14 protein-coding genes and 2 pseudogenes are annotated in these 23,326 nt (G+C 69.0%); 15 read left to right on the top strand and 1 reads right to left on the bottom strand.

Annotated features, from left to right (window positions below; all coding sequences use genetic code 11):
• Nucleotides 1-120, top strand: a pseudogene (locus tag DR046_RS21580) (IS5/IS1182 family transposase); the annotation flags it as partial.
• On the opposite strand, the gene DR046_RS23345 reads toward DR046_RS21580, so the two are convergent.
• Nucleotides 117-947 (bottom strand): site-specific integrase, encoded by an 831-nt coding sequence (locus DR046_RS23345; RefSeq protein ID WP_135227369.1) that lies wholly within the window; start codon nucleotides 945-947, stop codon nucleotides 117-119. The pseudogene DR046_RS21580 and the gene DR046_RS23345 overlap by 4 nt on opposite strands.
• A gap of 1,027 nt (nucleotides 948-1,974) precedes the next feature.
• On the opposite strand from DR046_RS23345, the gene DR046_RS21565 reads away from it, so the two are divergent.
• The 14 genes and pseudogenes from DR046_RS21565 to DR046_RS21500 all read left to right on the top strand — a co-directional run bounded on the left by DR046_RS21565 (nucleotide 1,975) and on the right by DR046_RS21500 (nucleotide 23,014).
• Nucleotides 1,975-2,805 (top strand): type 1 glutamine amidotransferase domain-containing protein, encoded by an 831-nt coding sequence (locus tag DR046_RS21565; RefSeq protein ID WP_115384430.1) that lies wholly within the window; start codon nucleotides 1,975-1,977, stop codon nucleotides 2,803-2,805.
• A 50-nt stretch (nucleotides 2,806-2,855) separates the two neighbouring features.
• Nucleotides 2,856-5,042 carry a glycogen debranching protein GlgX gene (gene glgX / locus DR046_RS21560; RefSeq protein ID WP_209313641.1) on the top strand — a complete coding sequence of 729 codons (2,187 nt, stop codon included), beginning with the start codon at nucleotides 2,856-2,858 and terminating at the stop codon, nucleotides 5,040-5,042.
• Nucleotides 5,043-5,072: 30 nt separating this feature from the next.
• On the top strand, nucleotides 5,073-7,208 hold the full coding sequence (locus DR046_RS21555) for an AGE family epimerase/isomerase (protein ID WP_115384429.1): 2,136 nt from the start codon (nucleotides 5,073-5,075) through the stop codon (nucleotides 7,206-7,208).
• A gap of 25 nt (nucleotides 7,209-7,233) precedes the next feature.
• Nucleotides 7,234-7,569: a hypothetical protein gene (locus tag DR046_RS21550; RefSeq protein WP_115384428.1), complete on the top strand. Its 336-nt coding sequence runs from the start codon at nucleotides 7,234-7,236 to the stop codon at nucleotides 7,567-7,569.
• A 19-nt stretch (nucleotides 7,570-7,588) separates the two neighbouring features.
• Entirely contained in the window at nucleotides 7,589-8,197 is a 609-nt protein-coding gene (locus tag DR046_RS21545; RefSeq protein WP_115384427.1) for a DJ-1/PfpI family protein, read from the top strand.
• 102 nt (nucleotides 8,198-8,299) lie between these two features.
• On the top strand, nucleotides 8,300-8,782 hold the full coding sequence (locus DR046_RS21540; RefSeq protein WP_167767231.1) for a pyridoxamine 5'-phosphate oxidase family protein: 483 nt from the start codon (nucleotides 8,300-8,302) through the stop codon (nucleotides 8,780-8,782).
• 34 nt (nucleotides 8,783-8,816) lie between these two features.
• Nucleotides 8,817-9,536: an acetolactate decarboxylase gene (locus DR046_RS21535; protein WP_115384425.1), complete on the top strand. Its 720-nt coding sequence runs from the start codon at nucleotides 8,817-8,819 to the stop codon at nucleotides 9,534-9,536.
• 40 nt (nucleotides 9,537-9,576) lie between these two features.
• Nucleotides 9,577-11,094 (top strand): MBL fold metallo-hydrolase, encoded by a 1,518-nt coding sequence (locus DR046_RS21530; protein WP_135227368.1) that lies wholly within the window; start codon nucleotides 9,577-9,579, stop codon nucleotides 11,092-11,094.
• Complete coding sequence (locus tag DR046_RS21525; RefSeq protein ID WP_115384423.1) at nucleotides 11,091-13,046, top strand: thiamine pyrophosphate-dependent enzyme; 1,956 nt, start codon at nucleotides 11,091-11,093, stop codon at nucleotides 13,044-13,046. Before DR046_RS21530 ends, DR046_RS21525 begins: the two co-directional genes overlap by 4 nt.
• A 14-nt stretch (nucleotides 13,047-13,060) precedes the next feature.
• On the top strand, nucleotides 13,061-16,924 hold the full coding sequence (locus DR046_RS21520; protein WP_115384422.1) for a hypothetical protein: 3,864 nt from the start codon (nucleotides 13,061-13,063) through the stop codon (nucleotides 16,922-16,924).
• A gap of 21 nt (nucleotides 16,925-16,945) precedes the next feature.
• Entirely contained in the window at nucleotides 16,946-17,851 is a 906-nt protein-coding gene (locus tag DR046_RS21515; RefSeq protein ID WP_115384421.1) for an ankyrin repeat domain-containing protein, read from the top strand.
• A 21-nt stretch (nucleotides 17,852-17,872) separates the two neighbouring features.
• On the top strand, nucleotides 17,873-19,426 hold the full coding sequence (locus tag DR046_RS21510; RefSeq protein WP_115384420.1) for a GMC family oxidoreductase: 1,554 nt from the start codon (nucleotides 17,873-17,875) through the stop codon (nucleotides 19,424-19,426).
• A 17-nt stretch (nucleotides 19,427-19,443) separates the two neighbouring features.
• Nucleotides 19,444-21,702 (top strand): Erv1/Alr family FAD-linked sulfhydryl oxidase, encoded by a 2,259-nt coding sequence (locus DR046_RS21505; protein ID WP_167767230.1) that lies wholly within the window; start codon nucleotides 19,444-19,446, stop codon nucleotides 21,700-21,702.
• Nucleotides 21,703-21,838: 136 nt separating this feature from the next.
• Nucleotides 21,839-23,014 (top strand): annotated as a pseudogene (locus DR046_RS21500) (IS3 family transposase).
• The last annotated feature ends 312 nt before the right edge of the window (nucleotides 23,015-23,326 follow it).

Here is a 23,326-nt window from a genome sequence, read left to right as displayed (position 1 = left end):
AAGCTCAAGAACAGTCGCCGCGTGGCAATCCGCTACGACAAGACCGCCACCAGCTTCCTCGGCTTCGTCGACATCGCATGCATCCGCTTGTGGATCCGACGTTTTGTCAACACGGCCTAGTACAGGTTCGCTCCGAACGTCTCCATGGAGGACTTGGGCTTCAAGTCGGGGAATAGATCGACCGCTCCCTCTGCGATGAGCGCCTTGACATATTCGCCGAACCCAAGCTCGAGGAGTCGCGGATGTATTGGAACGTCCCGTTCAGATGAGGGATTTTCCAGACCGCGATTCGCATTTGGCCTGATGGCGAGATAAGGAATCGGTCCATCAAGATCGACTTCGCAGGCCCGCATGCCCATCAACTCCTCACGGCGCCCACCGGTATAGGCGGCAAGGAGCGGGCCCCAGTATAGACCGTCCTTGATGATTTTCCGACCGGGTTCGTTTCGGCGGCTGGCACTTTTGCAGCCGGACCAGACGGGATGGCGGGAAAGCCTCGCGAGATCGTCCTCATCGAATGCCTGGCGGATGGAACGGGCATCGCGGCGATCCTTCGCTCGCAGGTCGGCGAGTTCGATCGGTTCTGCCGGGCGCATGCTGCGACCGCGAGCATGCTTCAACAGCTTCTTAAGATGACCGAGGTTGCGGTTCACCGCATTCGCCGACAGACCTACGGCCTCGTCGGGTAACTCCTCCGCACGTTCTACGAGTTCGCGGAGCGTCCGCTTCCTGTCGGCGGGACTGCGGCCATAGACCTTCGGCAGGCAAACGAGCAGGTCGACGTAGTGGCCGACGTCGGCCTGCGTCAGTTCGGCGAGGCGCTTGTCGCCGCTCGCCTCGACGAACTGCATGAGCACGGCCCGGCACTGGCGGCGCTCCTTGCCGACGGATTTCTCAGCTGCCTCGGTTCGCCCGTCGGGGTGTTCCTTGGCGATCATCGCCTCCACCAGCGTGCTCAGCTGATCCTTCGGCAGCGTCTCCTCCTGCGTGCCCTCGACCTCTTCCTGGTGTCCCGGGCTTCGATGTTCGACACCGCCAGGAACATCCGCGCGTCCGGCTTCAGCCGTGGCTTCTCGATGGTCTTCAACGGTTGACGGAGGATTGGAACCACTAAAGCGGTTTGCTTCTGATCTGAATCGTTGAGGATTCCCTTGGGATCATCGGTCTGCTTCACTTTGGGAAGGAGGTGGACGGATGGGCAAACCCTACTCGATGGACCTTCGCGAACGGATCTGGCGCTACATCGCCGCAGGTCATTCGCGACGGGCAGCCGCGCAAGTCTTCGGTGTAAGCGCCAGCACGGCGGTCCGGTTGGCGGCCGCTCATCGCGACCAGGGGGTGATAACACCGAAGCGGCAGGGTCGCGCAGCGGGGACCGCGGGCAAGCTTTCGCCCCACATGGCGTTCCTGACCGAGATCGTCCGTGCGGAGCCAGACATCGAGCCGCAGCGCGGTCTCTTGGACGCGGGTGGACGCAAAAGCATAGCCGACCCGCACGGGAGGCTCTGTCACAAGCCATCGCGACCATAAGGATGCGAGAGAAACGTTCCTAGACATCGTCTTGCGCGCTGTCTGGCAGTTTCGGGACGACCAGGAAAGATCAGCAAGGAGTCCTCTCGAAAAACCGCCATTTGCGCCCAAGCCAGCCTGCACCGCCGTTTCTGACACTGCATCCAGCAAAGAATTAGACAGTTAAGTTATAGCAGACGGCCTTGATGGTGCGTCGGTGCCGCCACCCACGCCTCAGAACGGCCGCATTTGACGCAATAAAGTCTAGTCAGAAGATGAACTGCGGACCTACTGTCCGACAGAGATTCGCGTTTGTGTGAGCCGCACGTTGCGGCCGATGTCCCGGTCGATCCGCTCGGGACGTTCAACTCATCCGCCTGCCCGCGACACGTGGGCAAGCTCCGTGCCCCCCTCCCGATCGGCCGGCCCTTCGATGGCGACCGACCACATCATGAAGAAGGAACCATGAGCACGAAACGCATCCTCGCGGTGATGTCCGAGTACGGCTACTGGGGCATCGAGTTGGTCGGCCCGCTGCGCAAGCTGCAGGCCGCGGGCTACGCATTCGACTTCGTGACGCCAAAGGGCGCCCGCTCCCCCTGCCTGCCGCCGAGCCGGGACACCACCTATGTCGACCCGCCGCTCGGCGTCTGCGTGACCACGCCCGAGGACGCGGAGATGGTCGACGCCTTCGAGGCGACCGATGCGCTCGACGCGACGATGAACCTGTCGGAAATGTTCCCCGAGCGGCCCTACTATTCGGCGCCCGACTTCCTGCGCGCGCTGGAGGCCTATTACCTCAAGCGAATCGCAGCGCAGAAGGCGGCGGTCGAGGCCTACGACGCTGTGCTGCTCGTGGGCGGCTCGGGGCCGATCGTCGACATCGTCAACAACCAGCGCGTCCACGACCTCGTGCTGGGCTTCCACGCGGCCGGCAAGCCGATCGGCGCGATCTGCTACGGCGTGGCCGCGCTGGTCTTCGCGCGCGACTTCAATGAGCGGCGCCCGATCATTCGCGGCAAGCACGTCACCGGCCACTGCATCGAGTACGACTATCACGACGGCACGGGCTTCGTCGGCACCGACTTCAACATGGGCCCGCCGCCCTATGTGCTCGAATACATCCTCTCGGACGCGGTCGGGCCCGAAGGGCAGTACCACGGCAATTTCGGCAAGCCGACCTCGGTAATCGTGGACTACCCGTTCATCACCGCGCGCTCGCTGCAATGCTCCCACGAGTTCGGCGACCGCTTCGTGGACGTGCTGACCGGCGGGCTGACCCGCTCGGGCTGGTGACAGGGCAGCGCGCGCGCCGCCAGCCCGGACGGAAGGAAATGAGAGGGACCATGGCCGAACCCAAGACGCGCAAGCCGCGCGCCACCGCCAAGGCGGCGTCCGAGATGGCGACGAAGAAGGCCCCCGCGGCGAAGAAGGCCGTCGTCAGGCCGCGCAAGGCCCGCGGCGGCGCCAGGCCGCCCTTCGCGACGCGCCCCGGCCAGCCGCATCCGCTTGGCGCCACGGTCCGGCCGGACGGGGTCAACTTCTCGGTGTTCTCGCAGCACGCGACCGCGATCGAGCTTCTGCTCTTCGATGCGGAGGACGCGGTGGAGCCGGTGCAGGTCGTGCAGATGGCGCCGAAGGACCACCTGTCCTTCCACTTCTGGCACGTCTTCGTTGTGGGTGCGCGGCCCGGCCTCCACTACGCGTTCCGCGCCGACGGACCCGCGCGACCCGAGGCGGGGCTGCGCTTCGACCCCGGGAAGATTCTGATCGACCCCTATGCGCGCGGCAACTCGATGGCGCTCTGGGACCGGGTCGCGGCGACGCGGCCGGGCGACAACCTCGCCTCTTCGATGCGGTCGGTCGTCATCGACCCGAGCACCTATGACTGGGAGGGTGACGAGCCGCTGCGCCGCCCGATGAAGGACACGGTCATTTACGAGATGCACCTCGCGGGCTTCACCCGCGGCCCCGGCTCGGGCGTGGCGCGGCCCGGCACCTTCCGCGCGGTGATCGACAAGATCCCATACCTCCAGTCCCTCGGCGTCACCGCGGTCGAGCTGCTGCCAGTGTTCCAGTTCGACGACCGCACTGCGTGGGAGCATGACAGCAGACGGCTCGCGAATTACTGGGGCTACTCGACGATGGCCTATTTCGCACCGCACCCTGGCTATTGCGAGGCGCCGGGCGAGGCCGCCCACCTCGACGAGTTCCGCGACATGGTGAAGGCGCTGCACCGCGCCGGCATCGAGGTGATCCTGGACGTCGTGTTCAACCACACCGACGAGGGCAACCACGAGGGCCCGACCTTCAGCTTCCGCGGGCTCGACAATCTCAACCACTACTGCCTCGTGCCCGGAAACGAGCAGTATTACAACGACTTCACCGGCTGCGGGAACACGTTCAACAGCAACCACCCGATCGGCTCGAAGGTGATCGTCGAGTGCCTGCGCTTCTGGGTGCAGGAGATGCATGTCGACGGCTTCCGTTTCGACGAGGGCTCGGTGCTGTCGCGCGCGCCCGACGGCACCCCGATGGAGTTCCCGCCGGTGCTCTGGCAGATCGACCTCGACGAGGCGCTGGCCGACACCAAGCTCATCGCCGAGGCTTGGGACGCCGCGGGGCTCTATCAGGTCGGGCGCTTTCCGGGCTATCGCTGGGCGGAGTGGAACGGCGCTTTCCGCGACACGATGCGCGACTTCGTGCGCGGCGAGCCCGGGCGGATCGGCGCTGTGGCGGACGCCCTCACAGGCAGCGCGGGGCTCTACCAGTCCTCGGATCACGGGCCGCTCAACAGCGTGAACTTCATCACCGCGCATGACGGGTTCACGATGAACGACCTCGTCAGCTTCAACCGCAAGCACAACGACGCCAACGGCGAGGGCAACCGAGACGGGGTCGACGACAACAAGTCCTGGAACTGCGGCGTCGAGGGGCCGACCGACGACCCCGAGATCGAGGCGCTGCGCGACCGGCAGGTGAAGAACCTCGCAACGCTGTTGATGCTGTCGCAGGGCGTGCCGATGTTCGTCATGGGCGACGAGGTCCGGCGCAGCCAAGGCGGCAACAACAACACCTGGTGCCAGGACAACGAGACCGGCTGGTTCGACTGGTCGCTGCCCGAGAAGCGGCCCGACATGCTCCGGTTCTGGAGCCGACTGATCGCGTTCCGCAAAGACCTCGCCGCGCTGCGCCGCGAGCGCTTCTTCGACGGCACACCGAACGCGCGCGGCCTGCCTGATGTCGCATGGCACGGGACCGAACTCGGCCAGCCCGGCTGGGACGACGGTGGCGCGCGCGCGCTGTCCTGGACCGTCGCGGGTGAGGGCGAGGCGGCGGATATCCACGTCATGGCCAACATGTGGTGGGAGCCGCTCGAGTTCGCGCTGCCCGAGGTACCGGGCAGGCGCTGGTTCCGCGCAATCGACACCGGCCGGCCCTCGCCCGACGACATCCCTGAAACCTCGGAGCCTGTCGCGGGCGGCCGGCTGACGGTCGGCGGCCGATCAATCGTCGTGCTCACGTCGCGATAGCGCCACAATTCCCTGACGAAGGTCCCGTTCATGAACAGCCTAGATTTCACCTTCTCGGACCTCGTCGCGGGCTACGTGACCGGTCTCGACGCCGCAGGCGACCGCTTCACGATGAGGACGAGCGACGACCGCTCCTATGAGGTCGGTCTGACGCCCAACACCTATGCCGAGGTGATCCGCAACCTCGGCGAGGGGTTCAAGGATGCGACTGGGCAGATGCGCGGGATGCTCGTGCCCGGCCGCTTCGTCTTCGCCTACGGGGTATTCTACCCCGACGGGCCGAAGGGCTCGGTCACCTTCGACGCCAAGCACCTCGTCTTCGCCGGCCGCACCGAGACCGCCTACGAGTTCGAGAAGCAGGACTGGTGGATTCACCAGATCCGTAACCTCGCGGACTTCTACATCGACTCCGAGTTTCCGGACGGCCGGATCGACTACCGCGAGTACCGCACCAACCTGACGATCACCGGCGCGCTGCAACGCAGCGGCCGGCAGGAATGCGACACGATCTCGCGGCTCGTCTACGGCTTCGCCTCGGCCTACCTGCTGACGGGCGAGGACCGCTACCTCGAGGCGGCCGACAAGGGCACGAAGTACCTGCGCGACCACCTGCGCTTCGTCGATGTCGGGCAGGACATCTGCTACTGGTACCACGCCGTCGACGTGAAGCCCGACGGGGGCGAGCAGAAGATCCTCGCCTCGGAGTTCGGCGACGACTACGATGCGCTGCCCTGCTACGAGCAGATCTACGCGCTCGCCGGTCCCGTGCAGACCTACCGCATCACCGGCGACCCGGCGATCCACGAGGACGCCCGGCGCACGATCAACCTGTTCAACCGCTACTACAAGGATCACGGGCCGAACGGCGGATACTACAGCCATGTCGACCCGATCACGCTCGACCCGCATTCCGACAGCCTGGGCCACAACCGGGCGCGCAAGAACTGGAACTCCGTGGGCGACCACGCCCCGGCCTACCTGATCAACCTCTGGCTCGCGACCGGCAGGGACGAGTACGCCGACTTCCTCGAAGACACGTTCGATACGATCGCCGCGCGCTTCCCCGACTATGACGAGAGCCCCTTCGTCCAGGAGAAGTTCCACGACGACTGGTCCAAGGACCAGACCTGGGGCTGGCAGCAGAACCGCGCGGTCGTGGGCCACAACCTCAAGATCGCCTGGAACCTGATGCGCATGCAGTCGCTGCGCGCCAAGGACACTTACGTCGAGCTGGCCGAGAAGATCGCCGGCCTCGTGCCCGATCACGGCTGCGACCGGCAGCGCGGCGGCTGGTACGACGTGGTCGAGCGTGTGCTCGAGCCAGGGCAACGCTTCCACCGCTACGCCTGGCACGACCGCAAGGCGTGGTGGCAGCAGGAGCAGGGGATCCTTGCCTATCTCATCCTGAACGGCGTGCTCGGCAAGGAGGACTACCTTCGCTTCGCCCGCGAGGGGGCGGCCTTTTACAACGCATTCTTCCTCGACGTCGACTCGGGCGGCGTCTACTTCAACACGCTGGCCAACGGCATGCCATACGCACTCGGCACGGAGCGGGGGAAGGGCAGCCACTCGATGGCGGGCTACCACTCCTTTGAGCTCTGCTACCTCGCCTCCGTCTATTCCAACCTGCTGATCCACAAGGAGCCGATGGACTTCCACTTCCGCCCCAAGCCGGGTGGGAACCCCGACGGCCTGCTACGGGTGCAGCCCGACATACTGCCGCCGGGCTCGGTGCGGATCTCGGACGTCTGGATCGACGGGCATCCCTACGAGGTCTACGACGCCGACGCGCTGACCGTGACGCTGCCGCAGGGGCATGGCGACATAAGGGTGCGTGTGCGCCTCTCGCCGGCCGGGACGCGATTCAGCGCGGACCTGCTCGCGGTGACCGACGGCCGGGCGCGCGTCGCACTGATCGGCGCGCTCGGGCCGCACGACCTGAAGCACCTCGACGCCGCCATCACCGAGGCGATGGGCCAAGGCGCGACCGCGCTGGAGCTCGACGCGAGCGCGCTGACCGAGATCAGCCCGGAAGGCCTGCGCTACCTCGTGTTCCGCAAGCAGAAGGTCGGCGCCGAGTTCGAGATGGTGCTCGCGAATCCGAACGAGGCAGTCGCCGAGGCGGTCCGCGCAGCCGAGTTTGATGAGGAGATCACGCTCGCTTGACCGCATCCCGAAGGAGCCCCGGACCGTGCCCGCCTCGCAAAGCCAAGACCTGAGCCGTCGCCTTCTGCGCGCCTTCGCGGCACCGGCGGGGGCGCTGATCCGGCACCCGCTCACGACCCTGATCCTCGGACTCGGTCTGCTCGTGATAGGCGTCATCGAGCTGCTCGAGGGCATCTTCGAGGAGTTCGAGACCGCGGTGGAGCATTACCATGGCTTCCTCCTCTTCGGGCTGATCACGCTGCTGCGCGGGCTGATCGAGCTGGTGGAAGCCGCCGAGTTCTTCGCGATCAACGAGACCGAGCTCGAGGAAACCGAGCGCGCCGCGATCCGCACCGACCCGCCCGCCGGCGGTTCGGCCTAAGACCCCGGGAGACCCGCCAATGCCCGCCCCCAAGATCGCCATCCTGATCGAGAGCGACTTCTACGAGCACGAGATCTGGTACTATCACTACCGCTTCCAGGAGGCCGGTATCGAGGCGCGCTTCGTGACCCGGCTCTGGGGCAACGAGGCCATCACCTTCAAGGGCCACGAGTACCACGCGCCCTTCGAGTGCCGGGGCGACCTCGAGGCGCTGGACGACGCGGCGCTCGACGACCTGTCGGCGCTGATCGTGCCCTCGGGCATGGTGGCAGACCGGCTGCGCTTCACGGAGGACCTCGCCAAGGTCCCGCCGGCCTCGGCGCTGCTCAAGCGCGCCTTCGCCAAGCCGGACCTGCTCAAGGGGATCATCTGCCACGGCCTCTGGCTCGCCGCGCCGGTGGTCGAGGTGGTGCAGGGGCGGCGGCTGACGTGCCATCCGAACCTGCACGGCGACGCGCGCGCCTACGGGGCAGAGTTCGTGGATGAGGACGTGGTGGTCGACGGGGACCTCGTGACCGCCCGGACCGGGAACCACGCGCATCTGCTCGCAGGGACGCTGATCTCGATGATCGAGGCGAAGGCGCACGGCCGCGTGGACCGGCCGGACGCGGCCATGAGATCTGCATGAAATGGTCACGTGGCCGCATAAACGTATCGTCAACGATTGGGGCGTAGGCCCCGCAAAGTGTCGATCCCGATCGACCGGAAAGGCAGGATCCCCATGTCGGACTTGAAAGACCGTATCCTGGACGTCGTGATCCACCAGCCCATGCTGAGCGGATTCGCGACGCTGACCGCGGATGGCAAGCCCTGGGTGCGCTATGTCGTGGCCGAGGCATCCAAGGACCTGACCTTCCGCTTCACCTCGTTCAAGACCGCCCGCAAAGTCGATCAGATCGCGCAGAACGCCGAAGGCCACCTGACCTGCGGCATCCCTGACCCGTCGAAGTTCCACCTGCCCTATCTCCAGATCCAGGGGCGGGCAGTGTTCACGACCGACGCGGCCGAGCGCGAGGCGTTCTGGAGCGACCGGCTCAAGGTGCTGTTCACCGGTCCCGACGACCCGCGCTACGGCGTGGTCGTGCTGACCGCCTACCGGATCGAGTACACCCGCGTCGGCGAGCCGGTCGAGGTCTGGACCCGCAACGACGAGGTTCACGACCACCCGACCCCCACGAACCCGACCGGCGCGTGGCACGAAGCGCATTCCTGAGCCGCGCCCCCCACCGATCCAGACAGGCCACCCCATGAGCGACACCGCCCCCACCCACACCGTCACCCAGGTCTCGATCCTGAACGCGCTGCTCGCGCGGCGCTTCGACGGGCTGATGCCCTGCCGCGAACTGCTCGAGCACGGCGATTTCGGGATCGGCACCTATCACCGGATGGACGGTGAGATGATCCTGCTCGACGGGACCTTCTACCAGGGCCGGGGCGGCGGCGCGATCCACGTGCCCGACCTTGACACGCTGACGCCCTTCGCCACCGTCTGCAGGTTCGCAGCCGACCGGAGCTGGGACTTGGCAGGCCCCGTCGACTATGCCGGGCTCGACGCGGCGATCGATGCCGAGGCCCCGAACCGCAACACCTATCTCGCCATCCGGGTCGAGGGGACCTTCCCCTTCATGCGTATTCACGCCCTGGTCGAGCAGCATCCGCCCTATCCCCCCACCGCCGAGGTCGTGAAAGGCTGCGTCCGGGCCGAGATGACCGATGTGGAGGGCACCATCGTCGGCTTTCGCGGCGTTCCCTGGATGCGCGGGATCAACGACACGAGCTACCACCTTCACTTCATCACCGAGGACCGCGCCCGCGGCGGCCACGTCCTCGCCTTCGAGATGGCCGGGGGGACCATCTCGCTGAGCACGCTGCACGATCACGTCGTGCTCATGCCCGAGGCCGCGCTCGAAGGGGTCGACCTGTCCCAGGACCTGGTCGGCGCCTTCGAGAAGGCGATGGCCGAGTAGGCGTGGAGCGGCTGGCGATGCGATCCGGGGCGGGGACGAGATGACGGAGCGGATGGAGGAGGCGGTCGAGGCAGCGCTGGCGGCGCTCGACCCGCGCGGGCGAACCTTCCGCGTCGAGGCCCGCGGCTACCGGTGGGAGCCGTTGCAGGCGCTCCGGCCAGACGGCCCCCCTCTGAAGCCCTCCGACTTCATGGCCAGCGTCACGCACGACCTCGCGGGCAGGCGGATGAACCTGGCCTGGCGGCGCCGCTTCATCGAGCCGCTGACCGCCACGATCGACTATGCCGAGATCGTCGCGGGCGACGGCGGCTACATCACTGGCCCCGACGTGGCGCTCGGCCCGGTCCCGGCGCGTCCGATGACCTCGGACCGCGTCGCCGCCGTGCGCAAGCAGCAATGGATGCTGCACCCGCCGCTGCTGGTCGGCGACGCGCTTACTCGCCGCGCGGCGGGCGAGGCGGGCGCGCTGCGGCAGCTTGCCGACGAGACGCTCGACGGCGCGGCCCACGCAGTCGTCGAGATTGCCGCCGTCCCCCGCCCGATGCGCCTCTTCCTCGACCGCGCGACCTGGTACCCCACCCGCCTCGTCACCCAGGAGCACGACCACCCGCGCGGCGATGTCGAGGTCGCGGTGCGCTACGCGATCTGGCGCGACCATGGCGGGCTCCCGGTTGCCGCCGACGTGGAGCTCAGCCTCGACGGTACCGTAATCCACGCCGAGATCCGCTCGCTGGCCGAGGCGATGACCGAAGTCGCGCCGGACCTCTTCGCCCTGCCCGAGAGCCACCCGCATGATCCCGAACTCGCGCTGCGGGGCCTGGTCAATGCGCAATGGATGCACCGGGCGCTGGCGATGGGCGCGCCGATCTCGCTCGACCCCGGCACCGTCGCCGTCCAGGAGATCACGCCCGAGGTGGTCACGCTGGGCGGAGGCATCCATCACTCGATGGCCGTCCATGCCGAGGGCGGGCTCATCGTGCTCGACCCGCCGCAGCACGAGGCCCGTTCCCGCGCGGTGATCGACGCGCTTGCCGAACGCTGGCCTGGCGTGCCGATTACCCATCTCGTGCTGACGCATCACCATCACGACCATAGCGGAGGCCTGCGCGCCTATGCGGCGGTCGGTGCCGAACTGGTCGTCGCTGAGGGCGACCGGCGCTTCGTCGAGCGCGTGCTCTCCAGCCCCCACATGATACAGCCCGACAGCCTGTCGGCGGCGGACGTTACGCCGCGGATCACGACGGTCGGGGACGGGGCGCTCACGCTCGGCGGCGGCGCGGTCTCGGTGCACCGCATCACCTCGCCGCACTGCGCCGAGGACCTGGTCGTCTATCTGACCGGGCCGAAGCTTCTGTTCAACGCCGACCTCTTCAACCCCGGCCTCGTGCCGGACGAGGCCGCGGCGCCGCCCTACTGGCTGATCTACTCGAAGGACCTGCGCCGCCAGATCGAGGCACTCGACCTCGATATCGGCTGGCTCGTCGGCGCACACGGGTCGCTCGACGGGCGGCCCTACCAGAGCCTGATCGACTTCACCGAACGACATGGGGGACTATGACCGTGACCCGAGTGACGACCAAGCCCGATGCCCCGCAGGTTCCGACTCGCAGCCCCGGCCTGCCCGGCCTGGCGCCTTCGCCCGAGGGCCGGCGCGGCACGGTCGCCGAGGCTGTGATCCGCACCATCGTGGGGCATCCCGCCTTCGGCGACGGGACCGGCTTCCACTTCCTCAGCGGCAACACCGGCAGCAACGAGGGTCCGATCTGGCAGGCCGTGCAGGACGTGACCGGGTTGGACGGGCTCGTCCACGGTGCGACCGAGTTCATCGCGTTCTGCATGGCCTCCGGCTTTGAGGCGCGGGCCAGCGCGGCGGGCGACGCAGGCGCGCGGCGCATCCCGGTGCTGGGCCTGCACGCGCAGGTGGGACTCAAATACGGGGCCGCCGGGCTCGACTACCTGATGCGCCAGCGTCAGCCCTGCCTGATGGTCGTGGGCGATGCCGGCCGGCTCGCGCGGCAATATGGCGGGCACAACTCCGTGCCGGACTATGCGGGGATGCTGAAGCAGCTCGGCGTGCAGTCCGTCCACTTCCCCGACCCCGAGGGCGGGCCCGAGGCCGTCGTCGCCGCGACCCGCGAGGCGATGGAGGCCGTGCTGGCCGAGCCCTACGGCGCCGTCGCGCTGATCGTCGACGAGGACGTCCTGAACACCATCGCCGAGATCGCCCCCGCCGAGGCCGCGACGCCCCTGCCGAAGGGCGCCGAGGCGGACGGCACCCCCGCCGCCGAGGTCGCGCGGGCGCTCGACCGCGCCGCGGATCTCCTCGCGGGCGCCGAGCGGCCGGTGATGGTCCTCAACCAGGAGGTCGGGCGCTCGCCCAAGGCGCGCGAAGCCGCCGAGCGGCTGTCGCACCTGACCGGCGCGCGGGTCGTCGCCTGCTACGCCCCTGGCACGATCTTCGATCGCGCGCATCCGGGCTGGTGCGGCAACACGAGCTTCGGCGAGGCGCAGGCCGTGGCCGACGAGGTCCGCAGCTTCGACCCCGACGTCGTGGTCGTGGTCGGCGGCCCCTTCCCCAACAACGTCTGGCCCAACGGCGTCTCGGAGCTACCCGACGGCGTCCCCGCCATCGTCGTTAGTCCCGACGACACCGACCGCACGCGCTGCAACATCACCGCCGAAGTCTGGGTGCCCGCCAGCGTCGGCCTCGCCCTCGACGCGCTGGCGGCCACGCTGGCCGACCGCCTGACCGAGGCGCAGACGACCGCGGCCGCCGAACGGCTCGCCGCCATCGCCGCCGAGACCAAGGCCGCCCGCGCCGAGCGCATCGCCGCCTACGAGGCGCGGCTGGACGAGACGCCGATCCACCCCGCGCGTATCGCCAAGGAGTTGGCCACCGCGCTCAAGCAGCGGGCCGAGGCGGAAACGCTCTCGCTCGCCGACGCGTCGATCTTCGACGAGGCGCTGACCAGCTCGCCGCCTTTCCTCGATTACGTGACCGAGATGGGGCTCGACGCGCTCTACTACTACGGCACACCCGGCCCGACGCTTGGCGCGCATGGGGCCTCGCTCGGCGTGCAGGCCGCGGAGCCGAATGGGCTGGTGATCTCGATCTTCGGCGACGGCGGCGCCGACTTCAACGACGCCGCCTTCATCGTCGCCGCGCGCGAGGGGCTGCCGGTCAAGCACCTGCTGATCGACAATGGCGGCTACGAGCTCGTCTCCGTCAACTTCGCCCGCGACGCGCGGCTGCGCGGCGAGGACGAGACGGGCCAGCTCGCCGCCGGTCGCGCTCGTCCCCTCCACATCCAGGGCGTGGTTCACCAGAACCGGGCGTTCCAGGTCCGGGGCTTCGTCTCGCGCGCCACGGGCGAGCCCGTCTTCGAATCCGAATATGTCGAGCGCCCCGAGGACATGGGCCCCGCCATCGGCCGGATGCTCGACTCGACTGGCCCCTACTTGCTTCAGGTCATCGCGCAGGGTGTCCACTTCCAGCCCGCCGACCTCTGAGCCCGGAGGGCCGCATGCTCCAACGCGCAGACATGAAAGGTGACGTGATGCAGACCCGTCCGGGCACCGCCCCTTCGCTCCGCGTGGAGCCCGCCGCGCTCGAATACGACTCCATCCGCCTTCCGGCCGACGCGGGCGCGCTGGCGCGGTCGGTCGGCGCGCTGGCCCGGCGCTATTTCGGCGCCATCGACGCGGGCGAGGTCGACACAATGCTTGCCTGCCTCGACCCGGCGGGCTTCGACATCCACGTCCTCGCCCCCGACGCGCACCTGACCGACGAGGCCGCCTACCGCGCCTGGTACGAGCGCATCACCGCGTCCTTCAAGCGGCTCCGCCACACGGTCGTCGCGCTGGCCCCGCGGCTGACGGCGAACGACGCCGCGGTGGTGGACCTGGCGATCCATTCCGAGGTCGACCTGCGCGATCCGGCCGCGGGCGACCATCCGCGCGCCAACGTCACGCTCGACATCACGTGGGAGCTGACCCGCCATGTCGACGGCTGGCGCATCGCGCGGCAGTATCAGGGCGCGCAGCCCAGCCCCGCCTTCGGCACCACCCGCACGCGGGAGTTCGCGGTCAGCTACCTCCACGCGCTCGACCGCCGCGACCTGCCGGCCATGCTGGCGATGCTGGCCCCCGCGGAGGAGCTCAACATCGCCCTCAACCAGGGCCTCATTATCGAGGACTTCCCCGCCTGGTTCGCGATGATCGACGGGGCCTTCGTCAACTCGGATCACCGCGTGCAGGGCGTCGTCGCACGGGAGAACGCCGATGGCACGATCGACGCGCATCTGAAGATCCACTTCACCGCCGACAAGCGGTCGCCCAAGCTCGACGAGGCCCCCGGCGTCGACTTCTCGGTCGAGCGCATCTGGACGATCCGTCCCGACGCCTCCGGCGCGCCGCAGCTCATCGGCCAGCGGCCCTTCGTGCCCTTCGACCTCTCCACCCGACTCGACCCCGCCGACATCGAGGGCGCGATGGCCACCGCGCGCGCCGGCCAGAACGAGGCGCTGCGCGACTGGCTGTGCGCCGGCGGCGACCCGGACGCACACGGGCGCGACGGGTTCACCACATTCCTTTCCGCCGCCGCGTCGGGCAACGCGGAGGCGCTGCGGATGATGCTGCGCGAGAAGGTCGGCGGGCGCGCCGCGGATGCGGGCCGTAGCCTGCGCGACCCGACCCGACCCGGACACGCAACCGGCATCCTCGCGCCCCACCTCGCGGCGCAGAAGGGTGACGTGACATCGACGGTGCTACTTCTGAAGAACGCGCCCGAACAACTCGGTGCGCGGATCGAGGTAAACGCGCACACGCCGCTGCTGCAGGCCGCCTTCTACGGCCATGTCGACCTCGCGACGGCACTGATCGAGGGGCTCGACGCGATCCTGCCCGAGGGCGCCGACGTGGTCGCGGAACGCCACCGGCTCTTCACCCACACGACGCTCCGCGGGATCAACGCGACGGGCTTCGGGCGGCAGTTCGGCAACGCGGCGCTGGTCGCCGCGCTGGAGCCGCATGACGATTCGACGGAGACCGAGCGCGCCGTCGACACGCGCGCGCTCCTCGACGCGATCCCTGCCGGGCCGCGCCATCCTGAGGCCGACCTCCCTGCGCAGAAGGCGGCCGAGGCGGCCTTCGCCGCCGTCACGGACGGGCTGGCCGAGGTCGCGCGCCACGAGGTCGCGGCGGCCAAGGCCGCGCAGGTCCGCGCGCTGGCCGCGCTCGAAGCGGCGACCGCCGACCCGGCCTTCGATCCCGACCGCCTCGCCGGCCCGCTCTTGCAGCCGCCGCTCGTGGCCGCGGTGACCGGAACGAATGCGCATCCGGGCGTCGCGGCGACGCGGCTCGCGATGGTCGAGCACCTGCTCGGCAAGGGCGCCGACCCCGATGTCGAGGAGGCCTACCCGATGGCCGTCGACGCCGTGATCCGCGCCGCGGTGTTCAACCATTTCGACTGCCTCAAGGCCTTTGGGGGCGCAATGAGTCGGCAAGCGATCCGCGACGCGCTGAACCGCAAGCCGGCCGTCAACGGCCTTACGGCGCTGCATGATTCCGTGCTGCGCGCTGCGACCGGCTCCGACGGTTACCTGGAGCAAATCCGATGGGCGCGCGCGCTCGGCGCCTCCTGTGACGTCGCCGAGCACACCGGCCGCACGCAACGCGACTTCGCCGCCGCAGCCTTCGCGACCGACGGGCAGCGCGCAAATGCGCCCGCCGTCTGGGACGCGCTCGCCCCCGGCGGGCCTCTGCCGAAGCCCTACCGCAGCTTCGGCTACGAGAACCTCACCTTCCTCACCATCCCTGCCACAGTCTCGGACAAGAGCGCCGTCTGGCGCGCGCTATCGACGGAGCCGGACACGATCGTGCGCTCCATCGCGCTCGACGGGCCGAGCGCGATGGCCGCCGAGGTCGCGCAGCGCCACGGCTTCGGCACCGCGCTGTTCGACCGCCACTGGCCCGACGGCCGGCTCGTCGCGTCGCGCGAGGTGCAGGCGATGGCGGCGCAGACGCGCGGCACGCCCTTCCTGCCGATCATGCGCTTCCCGAAGCCGGGCGACCCCTATGTCAAGCAGCTCGTCGGCGCCGGCCTCTTCGGCGCGCTGCTCGTCGATCCGGAGAATCCGGAGGCCGTGCGCAGGATGATGCGCGACATCTACTTCCCGCAGCGCCCCGACGCCTCGGCCACGCGCCGCGTCTCGACGCCCGAGCACCCGCTAGGCAAGCGCGCCGTCGGCGCCGACAACCTCGCGCAGCGCACCTTCGGGGAGTTCCCGAAGATGATGGACCTCGTGAACGGGATGTTCCTCGGCGGCCTCACCTTCCGCGCGCCCGCCGCACCCGAGGTGCTTGAGGCGCTGCCGGAGCTGAAGGCCCTCGGCGTGCGCCTCGTCGAGATCGACCGGGAGGCCATCGGCAGCGCGGCGGCCGTCGCCACCATCGAGGAGGCCGCGCGCGAAGCGGGCCTCGTGCTGTCGGGCCATTTCCGCAGTGAGCCCGAGGTCGCGGACGCCTTCGCGCGCGGATACCGCCACGTCGTCACCGTCACGCAGTCCGAGGCGTTCGAGGCCGCCTGGCGCAAATGGGTGCCAGGCGGCAGGAAGCAGGGCGAGCGCGAGCTGCTGCCCCGCGAGATGCCGATCCGCCCGCCGCGACCCGACTTCAACGACGCGCGCCGCGCGCTGCTCGCCGGCGAGCTTCTGGTCTTCGGCGCGCAGACCACGCCCGACCCGCATGTCGCCGTCCAGTTCGCGCAGAGCGGCATCCTCAACGGGGTCGCCATAGAGCGCGAGCACGGCACCTGGACCACCGAGGAGACGCTGCGCCATATCGAGGTGCTGCGCTCGCTCACCAACGTCATGGCCCGCACAGGCAGCGCGCTCGACCCCGACGTCGGCGCCTTCGTCAAGGCCGGGGTCGCGGTGCTGATCGCCACGGCCGTGCAGGGCGCTCCCGAGGCGCGGATCTTCCTCGAGGCGGTGCGCGCGGCCAACCTCGAGACCTACGGCGAGGACGAGGCGCGCTGGTGCGTGCCCGCCGTGATGATGGAGACGGAGGCCGCAGCCGACGACGCCGAGGAGATCGTCACCATGCTCAAGGAACATCGCGGCGTCTGCCATCCCGGGCCGCTGGATCTCTCGGCCTCGCTCGGCGCGGCCTGGGGCACGCCCCGCTACGAGGAGACGCTGGCCCGGATCGAGAATGCCTCCAAGGCGGCGGGCGTGCCGCTCGCCGGGGTGCTCAACACGCTGGAGGCCTCGCTGGAGCACGGCTTCGGCATGGTGCTCGCGCCGATGGGGATGGACGCGGGCGGGCTCAACGCCGGGCTCGCCGGGGCCAATCCGCTCGAGTCGCTCCAGGGCGACAACTCCGCCTGACATGACCACGAAGGGACAGAGATGAGACAGTCCGAGACCGAAGCCGTCGTGCTGCGCTGGTTCGAGGCGCTCGGGTCGGGCGACGTCGATGGCGCCATGGCCTGCCTCGACGACGACATCCACTGGGTGAACAGCCCCGGCGCGGACGGCGCCAAGCACGGCGTCCCGAGTCTCAGCGCGATCGTGCCGTGGTTCGGCGACTTCCGGGGCAAGGACGAGGTGACGGCGACCTTCGGCCCCTACGGCGCCGCGCAGGAGACGCTGCATTACGAGCGGCTGAACCTGATGGTGCGCGAGGACGAGGCGATGGCTCTGGTCCGCGAGACGGCGCGCATCCGGGCCACGGGCGAGGTCTACGACATCGAGTTCGTGCAGCGCTATAAGGTGGTGGGCGGCAGGATCGTGCTGCTGCGCGCATATCTCGACACGTCGCGGATGGTCGCGGCCTTCCGGGGCGACATGGGTGCGCGCCTATTGGCCGCCGCGCGCGCGGGCGACGCGGAGGCGACGGCCGGGCTGCTGCCCTACGGCGCCGACCCGAACGCGCTCGACCCCGGAGCGGGGGAGTCAGCGCTGGTGGCCGCCGCGGCGGGCGGCCACGCCCCCCTCGTGCAGATGCTCCTCGACCACGGCGCGGTGCCCGACCTCGTGGACCGGAGCGGCCAAGCTGCGCTTCATGCCGCAGCGGGCGCCGGCGCGGCCGAGGCGATCGCGGTGTTGCTTGCCGCCGGCGCCCGGCCCGACCTGCAACGCCCCACGGACGGACGAACGGCGCTGCACGCCGCGCTCGACGCGGCCGCCGACGGCTGCGCCGCCCTGCTGCTCGACGCGGGCGCACGCGCCGACCTCGTCGACCATGCAGGCAAGCTCCCGCGCGACCTCGCCCCACCCTCGACGGACGCGGATCTTCGCGCCCGGCTCGGCTGACGCCCTCATGAGGACACGTCCATGATTAACACCGTCGATTACATCGTCATTGGCGCCGGAACCTCCGGCTGCGTGGTGGCCAACCGCCTGAGCCTCGACCCGGCCGTCCGCGTCACCTTGCTCGAATTCGGCGGCATGGACACCAACCCCGACATCTACGACCGCGACATCGACGCGATGTACCGCCTCTGGGACCCGAAGGCGGAGGAGAACTGGGGCTACCGCACCGTTCCACAGCAGGGGCTCGGCGGGCGCGAGATCGACATCGCGCGCGGCAAGGTGGTGGGCGGGTCCTCCGCGGTCAACGCGATGATGCACGTGCGCGGCCACCCGCGCGACTTCGACGGCTGGGCCGCGCTCGGAAACGCCGGCTGGTCCTATGCCGAGGTGCTGCCCTACTTCCTCAAGTCCGAATGCTACCACGGCCCCAAGTCGCCCTATCACGGCGACAACGGCCCGATGTCGATCATCGACATCCAGAACCCCTCCCCGATCCTGCACGCGCTGATGAATGCGCATGCCGCGCTCGGGGCGCAGGCGAAGTACAACGATTTCAATGGCGCCTGCCAAGAGGCGGGGGCGGGCCTATACATGACCAGCCGGACCATGGACGCCGTGCGCGTCACGGAGGCCTCGGCCTTCATCCACCCTGTCCTGAACCGCAAGAACCTGAACCTCGTGATCCGGGCTCGCGCGACGAAGCTGCTGATCGAGGGCGGGCGCTGCGCCGGCGTCGCGTATCACGGTCCGGACGGCCCCGTGACGCTGCGCGCCGAGCGGGAGGTGGTGCTCTGCGCCGGAGCGTTCGAGACGCCGAAGCTGATGATGCTGTCGGGGCTCGGCCCCGCCGACCACTTGCGCGAACACGGGATCGAGGTGGTGCAGGACATGCCCGGCGTCGGGCAGAACCTGCACGACCACCTGCTGCTCGGCACCGCCTATGAGAGCGTGGTGGACCTGCCCGCGCCGCAGCTCGCCGCCGAGGCCGGGCTCTTCACCTGGACCGAGGTGGGCGACCGCGACAAGTCGCCGGACCTTCAGTACTTCTTCGGCCCCGTGCTCCAGCCCAGCCTGATGGAGCTCGCTCCCAAGGGGATGAGTCCCGATCACGGCTTCACCTTCACCGCGATCCTGAACCAGCCGGCGAGCCGGGGGACAGTGACCCTCGCCTCCGCCGATCCGACGGCGAATGCCGTGGTCGATCCGCGCTACCTCACCGAGGAGCAGGACATGGCCGTGCTCGAATACGGCATCCGCTACGCGCGCGAACTGGCCGCGACGGCGCCCTTCGACCCGTTCCGCGGCGTCGAGATCGCGCCCGGCAAGCAGATGACCAAAAGCGCGGACCTGCGCGCCTATGCCCGCCGTTACTGCGGCACGGTCTGGCACCCGGTCGGCACGGCGAAGATGGGCCGGGACGAGATGGCCGTGGTGGACCCAGAGCTGAAGGTCCACGGGGTTGCGGGGCTGCGCGTGGCCGATGCCTCGGTGATGCCGCAGATCGTGAACGGCAACCCGAACGCGGCGATCCTGATGATCGCCGAGAAGGCTTCCGACATGATGCGGGACGACTGATGCGAGGGGAGGGACCGATGACCGCGCTTTCCGATCAGGCCGCGCTGGACGCGCTCTGGACCGAATGGCAGGCCCGCCCGAAGGACGACCCCGAGGCCGACTTGCGCACGCTGCTCGCCGAGGGCGGCACCCGTCTCTCGGAGCGCGAGCTTCGCTTCGCGCTAGCCGGCGCCACGGTTGACGAGCTCACGCGCGAGGGTTTTGCCGACCGGATGGTGCCGCTGCTGGGCGGGCCGGAACTGAAGGTGGCGCATGCCTTCGGCCACCTCTCCCCGGGCGGCGGGACGGTCGGGACGGAGGCACTGAAGCGCGTGCTGCTCACCTTCCTCGACGACGAGGCGCGGCTCGACACCATGCTCGAGGAGATGGACCGCGACGGCGATCGGGTACTGTCGCTCGCCGACTGGCAGGCCTTCTTCCCGCAGGACGCGCCCGCGCTTCCCGATGCCTACCGCGCCGCCGCGGTCCCGCCCGGGCGCGTCGCAGCCGGGGGGGGCGCGACGCCCAAGCCCGCACCCGTACCGGCCGAGACCGACGTGCCGCCCTTCACCGCGACCTCGCCGCTGCAGCTGCAGATCGGCTTCTTTCGCCTCCTGCAGGGCGCCGCCTATCGCAGCTTCCGCGAGAGCTGGTCCGCCAACGCCGAAACGCATCTGCGCGCGCGCGACCTGCCCTACACCATTCCCGATTTCGATACCTTCGTCTCGGCTGCGGTCGATCTCTACCTCGCGCTCGACGTGGTGGAGGGCGAGGGCGCACAGGCCGAGTTCCGCCGACTTGCCGCGCTGGTGTCCGACGAGGTCGCGCGCCTCCGCGAGCGCATATCCCGATGGGGCGAGATCGAGACGACGCCCGAGATGCGCGCCGCCGAAGGACGGCTCGACGCGGAGCGGGCCGCGCTCGGCTCCGCCCGCGCGCTCTTCGCGGAATGCGTCGAGTACATCCTCGCGCTGCGCCTGCACGGGATCGCTCCGGAGGACGCCGCGCCCGACAGCCTATCGCGCCACGAGTTGGGCCGCCTGCGCCATGCCGAGATCGCTGCCGAGCATGCGGAGGGCGACGCGGGCGACGCCCCGGTCGGCGCGGGCTATCTCGACAATTGGAACCCGGTGCTGGTCGAGGGCGGCGCGCGGCCCGACGGCGCGATCATGCCGGTGCGCTTCTGGTACGAGGAGTTCATGCCACAGCTCTTGCGCTGCGCCTCGGTCATGTCAGACGCCGACCTCGCCGCAACGGAACCGGACGAGGCCGCACTCGACCGCTGGCATGCGGAGACGGCGGAGACGGGCGCCTTCGAGCCTTTCGCCACCGACCTGCGCGACGGCTTCGCCTCCTGCACGCCCGAGGTCAAACTCGTGCTTCGGCAGGCTTGGCGCCTGACGGAGCACTACCTCAACGGCCTCGAGAAGCGGCGCGAGCGCGAGGAGTTCGGACGCGGCAGCGGCTTCCTCAGCCAATACGTCGCCTTCGTCGACGCCTGGCTCGGGCGCAGCGACATCGCCGAGGCGGGCATGCGCGTCAGCTTCCCCTACTATATCGGCCCGGCCGTCTGGTGCCTGCTGCATAGTGCCGCCGAGCGGATCGAGGGGCTGGACGACGCTGGCCGCGCCAAGGCCATCGAGGCATTCAAGCGCTTCTTCCGCGCCTTCGCGACGATGTATCCCTGCCCTTACTGCCGCCACCACCTGAACCGCTACGTGGTGCGCAACAGCGAGACCGACCGCTACCCGGTGGAGTTCCTGCTGCTCGGCCAGCAGGAGGGCAACCCGCCGCTCCAGATCTCACTCGACGACCGGTTGACCGAGATCTCGGCGGACCGGCCCGGCTCGGTGCGGCGCTTCGTATGGAAGCTGCACAACGCGGTGTCGTCGTCGATCCAGCGAACCGAGCCCTGGTACCACCGCGAGGATCGGCCGATCTACACCACGCGCTTCTGGCCCGGCCTCGACGCGGAGGTCGCGCGGGCGAAGGCGCTCGGGCAGGATGCGATCGCGGTCCCCAGGCTGGCCGGCATCCTCGAAGTGCTGCACCCGGCGACCCGGCTCGCGACGCTGCGCGCGGAGCTGCAGCTGGCGCTCGCCAGCGGGGACGAGACCGAGATCACGCGCATCGCCAAGGCCGCGAAGGATGAGATTGCCGCGCTTGACGACGCGGTCGAGCGGTCCTGCTTCCTGCAGCGCTCCTACGGCTACGACCGGACGCGGACCGAGGCCCCGCCGCATTTCTCACCCGAGGAGGAGATGTTCGCTCGGAGCGGCCGCTTCACCGAGCGGTGAGGCGCCTGCAAGACGTCCGTATTCGTCCCGGATCGGCGCCGCCCTCGGCGAGAGAGGTGGTCTGGGAAATCTGCACAGCCCTGTTGAGTGGTTGCTCAGCGCGAGATCGGCATGATGCCGTGAGCGAGGAGAGACCATGACGAGACGACCGAGACGGAACCACAGCGCGGCGTTCAAGGCGCGCGTGGCGCTGGAGGCGGTGAAGGGCGAGCGGACGCTGACCGACTGGCGCAGCAGTACGACGTGCACCCCAACCAGATCACGACGTGGCGGGCGCAGCTCCTAGAGGGGGCGAGCGAGGTGTTCGAAAAGGGCGTGGAGAAGGTGCCGGGGCCGGCGGTGGACCTGAAGGCGCTGCACGCGAAGATCGGAGAGCTGACGCTGGCGAACGATTTTTTTGGAAGGCGCGCTTGGGAAGGCCGGTCTGTTACCGAGCGCAAAGCGATGATCGACCGCGACCACGAGCTGAGCGTAGCCCAACAGGCGAAGGAACTCGGGATCAGCCGGGGCAGCGTGTACTACCGGGCACGGCCCGCATCGGAGGCCGACCTCTCGCTCGCCTCGGGTCTCGAACAGATGGCGACCACGAGGCTCGCTGCGTCGGATCGACGAGCTGCATCTCGAGTATCCCTTCGTGGGCAGCCGGATGCTGAAGGGCCTGCTGAACGCCCAAGGTCACGACGTGGGCCGCCGCCGTGTCGTCACGCTGATGAAGCGGATAGGGATCGAGGCGCTGTATCGGCGCCCGAACACGTCGAAGCCCGCGCCGGGGAACAAGATTTACCCCTATCTGCTTCGCAAGCTGGAGATCACGCGGCCCGATCAGGTCTGGGCGATGGACATCACCTACGTCCCGATGGCCCGGGGCTTCGTCTACTTGGCCGCGGTGATCGACTGGTATAGCCGACGGGTCCTAGCCTGGCGGGTGTCGATCACGATGACGGCGGACTTCTGTGTCGCCGCTGTGCAGGAGGCGCTGGCCCGTGATGGCAAGCCGGACATCTTCAACACCGACCAAGGCTCTCAGTTCACCAGCGCGGCCTTCACCGCCGTGCTCCACGAGGCCGGCGTCGCGATCAGCATGGACGGCAAGGGCGCGTGGCGAGACAACGTCTTCGTCGAGCGGCTCTGGCGGTCGGTGAAGTACGAGGAGGTCTACCTGCGCGCCTACGACAGCGTTTCCGAGGCTTGGGGGTCGATCGGGCGGTACCTGATCTTCTACAACGAGACACGCCCGCACTCGGCTCATGGCGGGCAGACGCCCGACCAGGCATACCTCAACCCGCCAAGGCCCATCCCGGCCGCGGCATAACCAGCGGAGAGATCAACTCAGCAACGGACCTCAAGCTGTTCCGACAGGCCGAGCCACCTCTCAGCATCCGCCGCCATCAGGACAAGGCGGCTTGGTCCCAGTCCTTCCAAGAACTTATCGAGCTTAGTACTACAGTCGCGCATTTTCAGCAGATGTGGCTCTTTGCGCTACGTGGAGCGGGAGTGGAGGGTTGGGCGATGGCATCTGCGGTCTTGGCAGGTGCGCTGGTGGACTGGCGTGCGGAGCGCGATCATCTGAAGGCGCGGATGGGGTCTGCGTTCGGGCGCGCCGAGCAGCGCGCGACGGCCGCGG

The organism is Jannaschia formosa (assembly GCF_003340555.1).
GTDB lineage: Bacteria > Pseudomonadota > Alphaproteobacteria > Rhodobacterales > Rhodobacteraceae > Jannaschia > Jannaschia formosa.
Note: the sequence above shows the minus strand (reverse complement) of the source record. Positions and strands in the feature narration are given on the sequence as shown.